Consider the following 13,920-nt stretch of genomic DNA (forward strand, 5'->3'; position numbering starts at 1 on the left):
CAAGTCAGTATTGACTGGTGACATGGATGTCATGAAAAACCAAGGGATGGAAAACAGTTGAAAACCCCTAACGCTGTCAGTGCGCCTGTTGTCGCGCCTCCATTGAAATCGGCACTGCGCCGGGGGCTGATAGGCGCCGCGCTGTTTTCCGGGGTGATCAATATCCTGGCGCTGATTGGCCCGGTGTTCATGCTGGAAGTGTATGACCGGGTCATTCCCAGCCAGAGCGTCCCGACCCTGGTCGCCCTGGGGCTGCTGGCGCTCGGGGTTTATGCGCTTTCGGGCCTGCTGGATATCATTCGCTCCCGAGTCATGGTGCGAATTGCCTCCTCGCTGGATCTGACACTGTCTTCGAGAGTCTTCAGCGTGATTGCCGGTGCTTCGCTGAAAACGCCGATTACCGGAGACGCTTTGAAACCGGCCCAGGAGCTGGACCAGATCCGCAGTTTTATTGGCGGTCCGGGACTTGTGGCATTTTTCGATTTGCCGTGGATGCCGGTTTACCTCGCGGTCTGCTTCTATATTCATCCGCTGTTTGGGCTTTTGACCGTCGGCCTGATGATCATCCTCATCGGTCTGACCCTGATCACTGACCGGCAAACCCGCAAATTGATGCAGGCGTCGGCCGATGCTTTGAACACGCGCAATCACCTGGGCCAGCAAGCTCACCAGAACGCCGAAGCGCTGATGGCCATGGGCATGTTGGCCAATACGTCGACTATCTGGCAGAAGAATCACAGCACCTTCATCACCCTGCAACGACGTTCGATCGACATCGGCGGCTTTTACGGTGGCATTTCCAAAACCCTGCGCCAGGTCGTTCAGTCGGCCGCTCTGGCCCTGGGCGCATGGCTGGTGATCCAAGGCGACTTGAGTGGCGGCACGATGATCGCGGCCTCGATTATTGTGGCGCGGACCCTGGCACCGGCGGAGCAGGTCATTGCCTCGTGGCGCAGCCTGTTGGGTGCCCAGATCGCCTGGAAGAAGCTGCTGGAAGTGTTCTCGCTGTTCCCGGATGCCCAGAGCAAGACCGAGCTGCCCGCGGCCCATCGCAACTTGCAGGTCGAAAGTGTTTTCGCCGCGCCGCCCGGCGCGCAGCGCCTGACCTTGCAAAATATCAACTTCATGGTCGCCGCAGGCACTGCCGTTGGTGTAGTGGGGCCGAGCGCATCGGGCAAGTCGTCATTGGCGCGTGTGCTGGTCAACGCCTGGGCACCGGCTCGTGGGCATGTCCGGCTCGATGGCGCGCCGCTGGATCTGCTGACCGAACAGGCTCGAGGCAAGTTGATCGGTTATCTGCCGCAAAGCGTTGGACTGTTTACCGGAACCGTCGCCCAGAACATCGCCCGACTAGACCCTTCGGCACCGGACAGTGCGATTGTCAGCGCAGCGCAATTGGCTGGGGTTCATGAGCTGATCCTGCAGTTGCCCCAAGGCTATGAAACCCAAGTAGGCGAGGGCGGGGTCAACCTATCGGCCGGCCAACGCCAACGGGTGGCGCTGGCCAGGGCATTGTTCGGTGATCCGTTCCTGGTGGTGCTGGATGAGCCAAATTCAAATCTCGATGCCGAAGGCGAACAGGCGTTGGCCAAGGCCATCCTGGCGCTCAAGGCCCGTGGTGCCATCGTGGTGGTGATTGCCCATCGCACCAATATCTTGTCGGTGATTGACCATGTGCTGATTCTCGAAAACGGCATGCAAGCGGCTTTCGGCCCCAAGGATGCCGTCCTTAAAAGGCCGCCTACGCCAGCTCCCCGGCCCGCCAACAATGTCGTGGAATTGGGAGTGCCCAACTGATGCAGACCGATCAAGAAGCCAATCTGACCGATTCTTTATCCCGTCATCTGCGTTGGGGGGCGGTGTCATTGATGCTGCTGCTCGGCGGAAGCCTGACTTGGGCGATGCTGACCAACCTGTCTGGTGCAGTCATTGCTTCGGGGGTGGTGGCCGTGGAGGGCAGCGTCAAGACGATCCAGCATCCTACCGGAGGTGTGGTAGCCGAATTGCTAATCAAGGAAGGGCAGACAGTCGCGGCAGGGGACGTGTTGTTGCGCCTCGATGCCACATTGCCCGCCGCCAGCCAGGCCATCGTCAGCAAATCGTTGAACCAGGCCTGGGCCCGTCTGGCTCGCCTGGAGGCCGAGCGGGACAATGCCAGCGAAGTGACGGTGCCAAAAGAGCTGCTGAGTCGTATGAGCGTGGAAGAGGCCAAGACAGTCATGGCCAGCGAGCAGCAATTGTTCATCGACCGCCGCGCTTCCCGGGAAGGCCAGAAGAAGCAACTGCGCGAGCGTGTCCAGCAACTCAACGAAACCATTGCCGGTCACGACCTCCAGCAGAAAACCAAGTTGGAAGAGATCGAGCTGATCGACTCGGAATATCAGGCCGTCAAAAAGCTGTTCGACAAAGGCATGATGACCCTCGACCGGGTTAACGCCCTGGCTCGAGGTATTGCCCGCTTGCGCGGAGAGCGGGGACAGTTGATGGCGTCCATTGCCGAGGCGCGGGGCAAGATCGCCGAAACCGAGCTGCAACGACTTCAGGTTGACCAGACTTTCCGCAGCGAAGTGTCCCAGGAACTGCGGGATTTGTTGGCCCGTCAGGGCGAATTGATCGAGCGGGAAATTACGGCCAGCGATCAGCTCAAACGCATCGACATCACCTCGCCGATTGCCGGGCGCGTGCAGCAATTGGCCGTGCACACAATCGGTGGCGTCATCTCACCGGCCGAGGGGCTCATGCAGATCGTACCCGCCGACGATGAACTGCTGGTGGAGGCGAAAATCAGTGCCCAGGACATTGACCAACTAACGGTCGGGCAATCCGCGACCTTGCGCTTGAGTGCGTTCAACCGTAGTACCACGCCGGAACTGACCGGCACCGTGGTGCGGCTGTCAGCGGATCTGATTCAGGATGAGCGCACTGGGGTGGGCTTCTATAGAGCGGGCATCAAGATTCCTCAAAGTGAATTGGCAAAACTGCAAGGGCTAGCCCTGGTGCCGGGAATGCCGGTTGAGTCAATGATTCAGACCGGCTCCAGAAACGTCATGTCTTACCTGCTTAAACCGATCAGCGACCATGCCCAACGAGCATTCAGAGAGGGCTAGTTCTTCATTCTGAATGGCTGGTGAGGTTATAAACGCCAGAGCCTTAGATATCAGCATTCGCTGGCGCGTTTCCTGCAAGTCCCCCTCATATCGCCATAAAACGAGCGCTCGCGGCCCGTCGCAGCGCCCGGATTGGCATTGAAGGTGTAATCCCTGCGCCCGCACAGCGAAACAACGCTTGGCCGAGCCCGGTGATGAACAAGAGGGGAGACGATGAAGGCAGTTATCTTGGCAGGTGGTCTCGGCACGCGGATCAGCGAGGAGTCGCACCTCAAGCCCAAGCCGATGATCGAGATCGGCGGCAAGCCAATTCTTTGGCACATCATGAAGCAGTATTCCGCCCATGGAATCCATGACTTCGTGATCTGCCTGGGCTACAAGGGCTATGCCATCAAGGATTTTTTCGCCAACTACTTCCTGCACACCTCTGACGTCACCTTCGACATGTGCAACAACCGCATGGACGTTCACCAGAACTACAGCGAGCCGTGGCGCGTGACGCTGATCGACACCGGCGAAGACACCATGACTGGCGGCCGGCTGCGCAGGGCGGCGCGTTATCTGGAAAATGAAGAGGCGTTCTGCTTCACCTATGGTGATGGCGTGTCAGACCTCAATATTGGCGCGCTCGTGGATTTTCATTTGTCCCACGGCAAGCTTGCCACCGTGACAGCGGTCCAGCCCCCAGGGCGTTACGGTGCGTTGGAGCGCGACGGCGATAGCGTTCTGGGTTTCACCGAAAAACCTCGAGGTGACGGTGGCTGGATCAATGGGGGCTTCTTTGTGCTCTCGCCAAAAGTCTTGCCGTTTATCACAGATGACCAAACGTCCTGGGAGGCCGAGCCGCTGGCGGCGTTGGCGACCGAGCAGCAGCTCCAGGCGTTCCAGCACGATGGTTTCTGGCATCCAATGGACACCCTGCGGGATAAAAACCACCTCGAAGCCCTGTGGCAAAGCGGTGAGGCCCCATGGAAGCAATGGTCTTGAATCCGGAATTCTGGCGTGGCAAGCGCGTACTGGTCACCGGCCATACCGGCTTCAAGGGCAGTTGGCTGACGTTGTGGCTTCAAAGCCTGGGGGCCAAGGTCAGTGGTTTTTCCCTTGACCCGGCCACCCAGCCAAACCTGTTCGAGCTGGCCCGCGTGAGCGAGGGCATCGATGACCGGCGCGGTGACTTGCGCGACCTCGGCGCCTTGTTGGAGCTGCTGGCCGACGTGCAGCCGGAAATCGTTCTGCACCTCGCGGCGCAGCCGTTGGTGCGTGAAGGTTATCGTGACCCGTTGGGCACGTATTCCAGCAACGTCATGGGCACTCTCAACCTGCTGGAAGCGGTTCGCCAGGTGGGGGGGGTCAAGGCGTGTGTACTGGTCACCACTGACAAGGTCTACGCCAACCAGGAATGGTTATGGCCCTACCGCGAAAACGAGGCCTTGGGCGGTCACGACCCCTATAGCAGCAGCAAGGCCTGCTGCGAATTGCTGGCGCAGTCTTATGTCGCCTCATTCTTTTCGGCTGAGCGCTACGCCGAGCATGGCCTGGCCCTGGCCACGGCACGGGCCGGCAACGTGCTGGGCGGCGGTGATTTCGCTCCCGAGCGCCTGATTCCCGATGTGCTTAAAGCCTGGTCGGCAGACGAGCCGGTGACGCTGCGTTATCCACAAGCCGTTCGTCCATGGCAGCACGCCCTGGAACCGTTGGCCGGTTACCTGCAATTGGCTGAGTGCTTGTATCAGCAGGGGCCAGAGTTCGCCGGTGCCTGGAACTTCGGCCCGGGCGAAGCCGACATGTGCAGCGTCGGCGAAGTCGTCCAGTTGCTGGCCGAGCGCTGGCCGCAAGCGCCGGGTCTGCGCATCGAGTCGAGCGACTTGCACGAGGCCGGCCTGTTGCGTCTGGACAGCAGCCGTGCCCGGCAGTTGCTTGGCTGGCAGCCGCGCTGGTCGCTACAACAATGCCTTGCCCAGACCCTGGATTGGCACTTGGCCTGGCAGAACGGCGACGACATGCGCCAAGTCACGTTGGGTCAGTTGAACCTATATCGAGGCGCGTTGTGAGCGAGTTTTCCTTGAAGGCGTTGCCGCTGGCCGGTCTGTTCAGCGTCCAGCACAAACGCTTCGAAGACCAGCGCGGGCATTTCGCCCGGCTGTTCTGCGAAGGCAGCCTGAGCGCATTCGGCCAGCCGTTCCATATCCGCCAGATCAATCATTCCTGCACCCATGAGCGCGGTAGCGTGCGTGGCTTGCATTATCAGAACGCGGCGCAACCGGAAGCCAAGCTGATTACTTGTCTACGTGGCGAAGTCTGGGATGTGGCCGTGGATTTGCGTCCCGATTCCGATACGTTCCTGCATTGGCATGCCGAGCACCTGAAGGCCGGCGATGGTCGCAGCCTGTTGATCCCGGCCGGGTTCGCCCATGGGTTCCAGACCCTGACCGACGATGCCGAACTACTTTACTTGCATAGCACCGACTACGCCCCGGAGCATGAGGGCGGCCTGTCGGTGAGTGATCCGCGGCTGGCGATTGCCTGGCCGCTGCCTGTCAATAATCTGTCGAGTCGGGACAGCAACCACCCCTTGCTTGACGAGCGTTTCGCTGGAGTGCGTCTATGAACTGCCGAGGTTGCGGGACTGCCCTGGCTTTGCCACTGATTGACCTCGGTACGTCGCCGCCGTCCAACGCCTATGTGCGGGCCGATCAGTTGGAACAGGCCGAGCAGTGGGTGCCGCTCAAAGTCGCGGTGTGCCAGCAATGCTGGTTGGTGCAGACAGAGGATTACACCCGCGCGGACACACTGTTCGACGCCGAGTACGCCTATTTCAGCTCTTTTTCCAGCACCTGGCTGGCCCACGCCGAGCGCTATGTTGCCGAGATGGCCGAACGCTTCGACCTCAGTGCCGACAGTCGCGTGGTGGAAATTGCCGCCAACGATGGCTACCTGTTGCAGTACGTGGCCAAGCGCGGTATTCCCTGCCTGGGCGTCGAGCCGACGCACAGCACCGCCGAGGCCGCCCGTGCCAAAGGCCTGGAGATCCGCGAGTTGTTCTTTGGACGCGAAACGGCCACGAAGCTGAACAGCGAGGGCTGGGCAGCGGATTTGATGGCGGCCAACAACGTATTGGCCCACGTGCCGGATATCAATGATTTCCTCGCCGGTTTTGCCACCCTGCTCAAGCCGACCGGTGTCGCCACGTTCGAGTTTCCGCAACTGCTCACATTGATGGCCGGGCAGCAATTCGACACGCTGTATCACGAGCATTTTTCCTACTTGTCGCTGACGTCCGTGCATACCCTGTGCGAGCGCAATGGACTTGAAGTATTCGATGTCAGCCAACTGTCGACCCATGGCGGTTCATTGCGGGTCTTCGTCCAGCGTGTTGACGGCATTCGACGCCCGGTCCAGTCCTCGGTGCAACGACAATTGCAGGCCGAACTGCATGCAGGCGTAAATACCGCCGCGTACTACACCACCCTGGCGCCGGCCGCCGAAGCGATCAAGCATGGCCTGTTGCGCTTTTTGTTGCAGGCCAAGGCCGATGGCAAGCATGTGGTTGGCTATGGCGCGGCGGCCAAGGGCAACACCTTGCTCAACTACGCCGGGGTCAAGTCTGACCTGCTAGCGTGGGTGGCGGATGCCAATCCGCACAAGCAGGGTAAATACTTGCCGGGCAGTCGGATCCCCATCGTATCGCCCGAGCGTATCGCAGCGGAGAAACCCGATTACGTTCTCGTCCTGCCCTGGAACTTGCTGAGCGAAGTCAGCCAGCAGTTGGTTGAGGTTCGCCAATGGGGCGGGCAATTCGTCATCGCGGTGCCTGAGTTGACGCTGCTATGAAGGTTTTAGTAACCGGCGCCACCGGGTTTGTCGGCCGTCATCTGGTCGCGGCCTTGCTCGCTCGCGGTTGTCAGGTGCGGGCCGTTGCGCGCCGGGTGGATCCGGCCAGGGCATTGCCGTGGTTCGACCGGGTTGAATTCGTCGCGGCCGATGTTCACGCCGAAGAACTGGACGTCGCTGCATTGGTCGAGGGTATCGATGCCTTGGCGCATCTGGCGTGGCCGGGACTGCCGAATTATCAGGCGCTGTTTCATTTCGAACAGAACCTGATGGCCGATTATCAGTTCATCAAACAGGCCGTCGTGGCGGGGATTGCTCAGGTGCTGGTCACTGGCACCTGTTTCGAATATGGCCTGCAGAGCGGGCCGCTCGACGAGCAGACTACGCCGCAACCGACCAACCCATACGGCTTAGCAAAAAATACCTTGCGGCTGTTTCTCGAACAGCTGCGACACGAGCACCCGTTTACTTTGCAGTGGGCGCGGCTGTTCTACCTGCACGGCACCGGTCAGAACCCCAGCAGCCTGCTCGCGGCGCTGGACCGGGCCATCGATGCCCAAGCCTCTGTCTTCGATATGTCCGGGGGCGAGCAACTGCGCGATTACCTGGCAATAGAAACAGCGACTGCTCATCTGGCGGGGTTGCTGTTGCGACGTGAATTCAATGGTGTCGTCAATTGCTCAAGTGGCGAACCGGTATCGGTGCGCGCGCTGGTGGAAGCACGACTGCGCGAGCGTGGCGCGGCCATTCGCCTGAACCTGGGCCATTATCCTTATCCGACTCATGAACCCATGGCGTTCTGGGGAGTGGCCGAACGTTTGCACACTTTGTTGGGAGCCGAACATGACGCGTGAGCTGTACCGGGCCACCGGACTTCCGGTTCTGCAGAACCGTACCTTCGCCGATGAACAGTCGGCCAAAGCCTCGGCGTGTGCCGATATGGTCCTGGTCCAGGACGAAGTGAGCGGTTTGGTCTTCAATCAGGCATTCGATGCCGACAAGCTCAGCTATGACAGTGATTATCAAAACGAACAAGCCCACTCGGGGCAGTTTCAGCAGCATCTGGCTGATGTCGAGGGCATCATCGCCCGGCATTTCAGCGGCAATGAACTGATTGAGGTAGGTTGTGGCAAAGGCTACTTCCTGGAGCTGCTCAAGGAGCGGGGCTACGCCATCACCGGTATCGACCCGGCTTATGAAGGCGACAGCGCTGATGTGATCAAGGCACCGTTCACCCGTGACCTGGGACTGTCGGCCGACGCGGTGGTGCTGCGTCATGTGCTTGAACACATCCAGGACCCCGTGGCTTTCCTTACTGAAATCGCAGCGGCCAATCAGGGCGGACAAATCTATATCGAGGTGCCGTGTCTGGACTGGATCCTGGAGCATCGCGCCTGGTTCGACCTGTTCTACGAGCACGTCAATTATTTTCGCCTTGATGACCTGCGCCGGATGTTCGGCACGGTGCACGAAGCCGGGCATCTGTTCGGCGGCCAGTACCTGTACATCGTCGCCGATCTGGCGACGTTGCGCATGAGCCCGGAACAACCGGTGCCTAAGCTGGAATTGCCCGACGGGTTCACCGCCAGCCTCGGGCGAGCCGTGCGGATCATCCGGACTGCGCCGCAGCAGCGTTTCGCGATCTGGGGCGCCTCTTCCAAAGGCGTGATCTATTCCCTGTTCCTGCAACGGGCCGGAGTAGCGGTGGACTGCGTGGTGGATATCAATCCGGCAAAGCAGGGGCGGTACCTGCCACTGAGTGGCCTGCGCGTCTGCTCGCCCATAGAGGCGACGGAGACTCTGCCCGAGGGCGCGCACGTGTTCGTGATGAACTCCAATTACCTTGAAGAAATCAAGCGGATGACCGGTGGACGCTACGTTTACCACGCCGTTGACAGCGCTTCGTTCCAATAACCACGAGATTCGAAAAAATGACCGACAACACTATCCATAAAGCTTTCGAAGCCCAATGCCAGACCGAAATCGCCGGTCAAGGCCAAGACCAGAAACTTGTCGGCTTGGCCAAGGAATTTTTCAACGAATCGGCCCGCCACAAGTACAGCTACCATTTTTCATGGATGGGCCGACCGATCATCCAACTGCCCCAGGACATGATGGCCATGCAGGAACTGATCTGGCAGATCAAGCCTGACCTGATCATCGAGTGCGGTATCGCCCACGGTGGTTCAATCATCTATTACGCCTCGTTGTTGGAGCTGCAAGGCCATGGTGAGGTGCTGGGCATCGACCTGGATATCCGCCCTCACAACCGTGAAGCCATCGAGAGCCACCCGATGAGCAAACGCATTTCGATGATCGAGGGTTCGAGTATCGATCCGGCCATTGCCGAGCAGGTCCATGCAGCGGCCAAAGGCAAGAAGGTTATCCTGGTGCTCGATTCCAACCACACCCATGATCATGTGCTCGAAGAGCTGCGTCTGTATGCGCCGTTGGTTTCGGTGGGCAGCTATTGCGTGGTGATGGACACCGTGGTCGAAGACATGCCGGCGGACTTTTTCCCGGATCGCCCATGGGGGCCGGGCGACAATCCGAAAACCGCGGTGTGGAAATACCTCGAAGAAAACGACAGCTTCGAAATCGACCAGCAACTGCAGAACAAGTTGCTGATCACCGTTGCACCGGATGGTTATCTGCGTCGGGTTCGTTAATCCATCCGTTTCAAGTCATTGGCGTCTGGCAGGTTGTGGGGACAGGAAATATGCAGGTTCGAAACAATATTCAAAATAACGTGGCACCGCTGAACGAGCGGTTCACCGTGGTGGTGATTTCCCACAACCGCAGCGCATTTCTGCGGCGTACCTTGCATTACTACAGCAGTTACCCCTGTTCGGTGCTGGTGCTTGATTCGTCAGTTGAGCGCGATGAGCAAATCGCTCGGGATTTTCCGTCGGTTGATTATCGTCATTTGCCTCAGTTCACCTACAAAGGGCTTCAGGAAAAACTGACCTATGGCGTCAACGAGGTCAGGACGCCTTACATGGTGTTCGCCGCCGATGATGATTTCCTGCTGCACGATGCCCTGACCGAGTCGGTAGAGTTTCTCGAAGCCAACCCCGACTATGGCCTGTGCCATGGTTACGGGATCATGTATATGTCCTGCGCGACTGAAGTGAATTACTTCCGTCGCGATCGCAAGGTGCATGAGGATTACAACAGCGAGCTGGCCGAAGACCGAGTTATCCGCTTCATGGACCAGTTCCTGCCGCCATTTTATGCCGTGACCCGCACTGATCTGCTGCAACAGTGGTATGGCCTGTTGCCGCCGGGCACCAGTTTTGAATGGCAGGAGATCGGCCACACCTTTTATCTGCTGGCCTGCGCCAAGGCGCGGATCCTGCTGATTCCATTCGCCGTTCGCGAAATCAACTACGGTGGCTCAGAGCACAACACCAACGTGTTGACCGTGCTCAGCTACAAGGACGCCAAAAGCGTCGCCGAGCGAGAGCAGTTCGCCGAGTTCCTGGCGTCCCTTCCGACACCGCTGTGCGAGCAGGCTCCGGGACGGATCAAGCAGATTGCCCTGGACAGCTTTGCGGCCATGGCTGACTGCTTGCTGCAGGGGCGCTCGCTCAAAGGCACCCAGATCATTCGTTCCGCCTGGTTGGAGGCGGGTGGCGAGCCTGTCCGTTCGTTTGGCCCGCAACAATTTGTCGAGATGCCTTTCTACAACCAGCGGGTATTCGATCTGCTGACCGAGTTCGAATTCCTGCTGCACGCCATGCCGGCCGGACGCCTGCAGCTTCAGCAATTGGAAGGCATTCTGCTGCGCCAGCATGAACTGATGCGCGTGCAGCCCAACGACAACGAACGCACATTGCGCAGTCGTTTGTGGGAAGCGCAAGGTCTGTACGCGTTCAACCGCACCGTGGTCAAGCGCCTGGCCGAATCGTTGAAGAACAGCGAAGAACCTGATGAAGCATTGAAGTTGCAGGCCTGGGCCGAGCGGCTGGATTCGGTGCCGGGGCAGCAGGATCGCCGGTTGCTGGAAAACATGCACTCCGGCCGCCTGTTGAACTGGCTCGAAGCGCGTAATCCAGATGCACAGCAGCTCCAGTCCATCGCGGCTCACCTGGCTGAGCATCAAGGCGGACCGCGATTCGGTATCCTCTTGCTGGACCTGGACGCTGACATGTTCAAGCTGCAGGCCACCTTTGACAGTCTGGTCGGCGGCCATTGCAAAGCCTTTAACGTGGTGGTCTTCACCACCGGCGACTTACCGGCGACCACCTCGGTACGTGACACCGTGCACTTCGTCAAAGTCAGCCCCGCCAACTATGTCGAGCGCATCAACCAGATCATCGGGCAGTCCAGCGCCGACTGGCTGATGCTGGCCGAGGCCGGTGACCAGTTCACCGCCAGCGGCCTGCTGCGCGCCAGCCTTGAGCTGATCGGTGCCGAAGGTGTGCGCGCCGTGGCCATGGATGAAATCCAGCGCAAGGCTGACGGCAGCCTCACCGACGTGTTCCGCCCAGGCGTCAACCTCGATTTGCTGCAATCGGTGCCCTCGTTGATGGCGCGTCACTGGCTGATTCGTCGTGATGTGCTGGCCCAGGCTCGCGGCTTTACGGCTGAATACACCCGGGCCCTGGAGCTGGACCTGTTGTTGCGCCTGATTGAAGACGCAGGTTTGGCCGGCCTGGCGCATCTAGCCGAGCCGTTGTTGATCTGCAATGCGCCGACAGAGGAGGAAAATCCTCAGGAACGTCAGGTACTGACACGTCATTTGGCTGCCCGAGGGTATCGTGCCCAAATCACCTCGGCGCAGCCGCTGACGTACCAGATCGATTACCAGCACGCCGAACGGCCCATGGTATCGATCATTCTCGAAAGCCGGGACAACCTTGAGCAAGTACAGCAGGCGCTGGTCAGCGTGCTGCAGCGCACGCGTTACCATCGCCATGAAATTCTGATCGCGGACAATCATAGCCAGTCCGAAGAGTTGGCCCAGTGGCTCGACAGTCTGGACGGGAAGGGCGATCGGATCCGTATCCTGCGCAGCGACCGGCGCCTCAGCGCTTCGGCCCTGAATAACTGGGCGAGTGCCCAGGCCAAAGGGGATTACCTGGTGCTGCTGTCGGCTCAGGTGCAAGTGATCAACGCCAACTGGCTCGACAGTCTGCTCAATCAGGCCCAGCGGCCTGAAGTGGGGATCGTCGGCAGCAAGCAGATGGACATGCGCGGCATCACTACTCAAGCTGGCCTGGTGCTCAGTCCCGACGGCACGGTGGGCTCGGTATTTGTCGGCGAACGTAAGGACGCCAAGGGTTACGTCAACGGCCATCAGGTAGAGCAGAACTACTCGGCGGTGTCCGGCGTTTGCCTGATGATCCGCAAGGATCTGTTCAACGCCGTGGGGGGGCTGGACGAGACACATTTTGAAGACGCCTTCGCCGATGTCGACCTGTGCCTGAAAGCCGCGGACGCGGGTTATCTCACGGTCTGGACGCCTCAGGCCCAAATGCTGCATCCCGGAACGTTGGCCCAAGCCCCTCAGGCCGCCGACGCTTTGCGGGAAAAATGGCAGGCGCGCTTCGAACACGACGCCGCTCGTAATCCCAACCTGGTCCTGACGGGCGCTGGCTTCGCACTGGGCGATGCCACGGCGGTGGACTGGGCGCGGGTGCTTTCATAGGTCTGGTTGTTCAAAAAGGACTCATCGTATGGTTAACGACAAATGGAATTTCAAAAAAGCGTGCTTGCCCTGGTTGCCTGCATCATGCGTTGAGTCTCAGTTATGACGCCGTATCGAATTCCTTATGGCAGGCAAAGCATTAATCAGGCAGACATTGACGCAGTCATGGAGGTGCTTACGTCGCCTTGGCTGACCCAGGGGCCTACCATTGAACGTTTTGAGAATGCGTTGGCTGAGCATTGCCAGGCGAACTATGCAATTGCCGTATGCAACGCCACAGCGGCTTTGCACATAGCCTGTCTCGCCGCGGGGCTGGGACCAGGAGATCGCCTTTGGACGAGCCCGAACACTTTTGTCGCGTCGGCAAACTGCGGGCGCTACTGCGGGGCTGAAATCGACTTCGTTGACATTGATCCTGGCACGCTGAATCTGGATGCGAAGTTGCTGGCGGACAAGCTTGCAGTAGCTGAGGTAGCTGGAAAGCTACCCAAAGTTGTTGTGGCGGTCGCTTTTGCGGGACAGAGTTGTGACATGCGGGCCATTTCGCAGTTGTCCGTGCGTTATGGCTTTACCTTGATCGAGGATGCTGCCCACGGAGTAGGCGCGTCCTATCTAGGACGCCCGGTAGGTTGCGGCCAATACGCGGCAATGACCATCTTCAGTTTTCATCCTGTCAAAATTATCACCAGCGCCGAGGGTGGCATGGTGCTGACCAATCGTGCGGAGTTTGCCGAACGCCTTCGGCGGTTGCGAAGCCACGGGATTACAGGTGATCCTCGGCAGATGAGCATACCCGACACAGGTCTTTGGTATTACCAACAGTTGGAGCTGGGCTTCAATTACCGTATGACCGACCTTCATGCCGCGTTGGGTTTGTCTCAATTGGCGCGCCTGGATGCTTTTGTTGCCAGGCGTCGTCAATTGGCTGCACGCTATAACGACTTGTTAGTGGATCTGGCGGTCACTTTACCTGTCGCGCAGCCCGGGGCTGAGTCCGCATGGCATCTTTATGTTGTTCGATTGAAGTTGGCTCATATCAAATTGAGCCAAACACAAGTCTTCGATGCCTTGAGGGCTGCGGGACTGGGTGTGAACCTGCATTACATTCCCGTGCACCTGCAACCGTACTACCAAGCGTTAGGGTTCAAGGATGGCGACTTTCCTGAAGCCGAGCGCTATTTCGGTGAAGCGCTCAGTCTGCCGCTTTACCCCGATCTGACGGATGAAGAGCAGCTGGAGGTGGTGGAGATTTTGCGACAGACATTGAAATGAATACAGGCCCGGAGCGATTGAAATGATGTATTCCGGAGGCCGAGGGTGGTGCCTTTA

General features: G+C 59.1%; 11 protein-coding genes. All 11 read left to right on the forward strand.

Annotated features, from left to right (window positions below):
- Positions 1–57: 57 nt before the first annotated feature.
- The 11 genes from AC515T_RS07955 (at position 58) to pseC (ending at position 13,863) form a co-directional block, all read left to right on the forward strand.
- Positions 58–1,797 (forward strand): type I secretion system permease/ATPase, encoded by a 1,740-nt coding sequence (locus tag AC515T_RS07955; protein ID WP_496532059.1) that lies wholly within the window; start codon positions 58–60, stop codon positions 1,795–1,797.
- Positions 1,797–3,107: an HlyD family type I secretion periplasmic adaptor subunit gene (locus AC515T_RS07960; RefSeq protein WP_496532060.1), complete on the forward strand. Its 1,311-nt coding sequence runs from the start codon at positions 1,797–1,799 to the stop codon at positions 3,105–3,107. Before AC515T_RS07955 ends, AC515T_RS07960 begins: the two co-directional genes overlap by 1 nt.
- A 213-nt stretch (positions 3,108–3,320) precedes the next feature.
- Positions 3,321–4,094, forward strand: coding sequence for a glucose-1-phosphate cytidylyltransferase (gene rfbF / locus AC515T_RS07965; RefSeq protein ID WP_018611833.1), 774 nt, complete (start codon positions 3,321–3,323; stop codon positions 4,092–4,094).
- Positions 4,076–5,158 carry a CDP-glucose 4,6-dehydratase gene (gene rfbG, locus AC515T_RS07970; RefSeq protein WP_496532061.1) on the forward strand — a complete coding sequence of 361 codons (1,083 nt, stop codon included), beginning with the start codon at positions 4,076–4,078 and terminating at the stop codon, positions 5,156–5,158. The genes rfbF and rfbG overlap by 19 nt, the downstream gene beginning before the upstream one ends.
- Entirely contained in the window at positions 5,155–5,715 is a 561-nt protein-coding gene (locus AC515T_RS07975; protein ID WP_496532062.1) for a dTDP-4-dehydrorhamnose 3,5-epimerase family protein, read from the forward strand. Before rfbG ends, AC515T_RS07975 begins: the two co-directional genes overlap by 4 nt.
- Positions 5,712–6,938: a methyltransferase domain-containing protein gene (locus AC515T_RS07980; protein ID WP_496532063.1), complete on the forward strand. Its 1,227-nt coding sequence runs from the start codon at positions 5,712–5,714 to the stop codon at positions 6,936–6,938. Before AC515T_RS07975 ends, AC515T_RS07980 begins: the two co-directional genes overlap by 4 nt.
- Positions 6,935–7,792: an NAD-dependent epimerase/dehydratase family protein gene (locus AC515T_RS07985; protein WP_496532064.1), complete on the forward strand. Its 858-nt coding sequence runs from the start codon at positions 6,935–6,937 to the stop codon at positions 7,790–7,792. The genes AC515T_RS07980 and AC515T_RS07985 overlap by 4 nt, the downstream gene beginning before the upstream one ends.
- On the forward strand, positions 7,782–8,852 hold the full coding sequence (locus AC515T_RS07990) for a class I SAM-dependent methyltransferase (RefSeq protein WP_496532065.1): 1,071 nt from the start codon (positions 7,782–7,784) through the stop codon (positions 8,850–8,852). Before AC515T_RS07985 ends, AC515T_RS07990 begins: the two co-directional genes overlap by 11 nt.
- Before the next feature lie 17 nt (positions 8,853–8,869).
- Positions 8,870–9,607: a cephalosporin hydroxylase family protein gene (locus AC515T_RS07995; RefSeq protein ID WP_496532066.1), complete on the forward strand. Its 738-nt coding sequence runs from the start codon at positions 8,870–8,872 to the stop codon at positions 9,605–9,607.
- Between the two features lie 50 nt (positions 9,608–9,657).
- The gene (locus tag AC515T_RS08000; RefSeq protein WP_496532067.1) at positions 9,658–12,591 is read left to right on the forward strand and encodes a TIGR00180 family glycosyltransferase; all 2,934 of its coding nucleotides are present in this window, start codon (positions 9,658–9,660) and stop codon (positions 12,589–12,591) included.
- A 102-nt stretch (positions 12,592–12,693) separates the two neighbouring features.
- The gene (gene pseC, locus AC515T_RS08005) at positions 12,694–13,863 is read left to right on the forward strand and encodes a UDP-4-amino-4,6-dideoxy-N-acetyl-beta-L-altrosamine transaminase (RefSeq protein WP_496532068.1); all 1,170 of its coding nucleotides are present in this window, start codon (positions 12,694–12,696) and stop codon (positions 13,861–13,863) included.
- The last annotated feature ends 57 nt before the right edge of the window (positions 13,864–13,920 follow it).

The organism is Pseudomonas sp. FSO-7 (assembly GCF_059579345.1).

Coding starts and splice junctions, on each gene's coding strand:
- AC515T_RS07960 (WP_496532060.1), top strand. CDS start 1,797: ATGCAGACCGATCAAGAAGCCAATCTGACCGATTCTTTATCCCGTCAT.
- rfbF (WP_018611833.1), top strand. CDS start 3,321: ATGAAGGCAGTTATCTTGGCAGGTGGTCTCGGCACGCGGATCAGCGAG.
- rfbG (WP_496532061.1), top strand. CDS start 4,076: ATGGAAGCAATGGTCTTGAATCCGGAATTCTGGCGTGGCAAGCGCGTA.
- AC515T_RS07980 (WP_496532063.1), top strand. CDS start 5,712: ATGAACTGCCGAGGTTGCGGGACTGCCCTGGCTTTGCCACTGATTGAC.
- AC515T_RS07985 (WP_496532064.1), top strand. CDS start 6,935: ATGAAGGTTTTAGTAACCGGCGCCACCGGGTTTGTCGGCCGTCATCTG.
- AC515T_RS07990 (WP_496532065.1), top strand. CDS start 7,782: ATGACGCGTGAGCTGTACCGGGCCACCGGACTTCCGGTTCTGCAGAAC.
- AC515T_RS07995 (WP_496532066.1), top strand. CDS start 8,870: ATGACCGACAACACTATCCATAAAGCTTTCGAAGCCCAATGCCAGACC.
- AC515T_RS08000 (WP_496532067.1), top strand. CDS start 9,658: ATGCAGGTTCGAAACAATATTCAAAATAACGTGGCACCGCTGAACGAG.
- pseC (WP_496532068.1), top strand. CDS start 12,694: ATGACGCCGTATCGAATTCCTTATGGCAGGCAAAGCATTAATCAGGCA.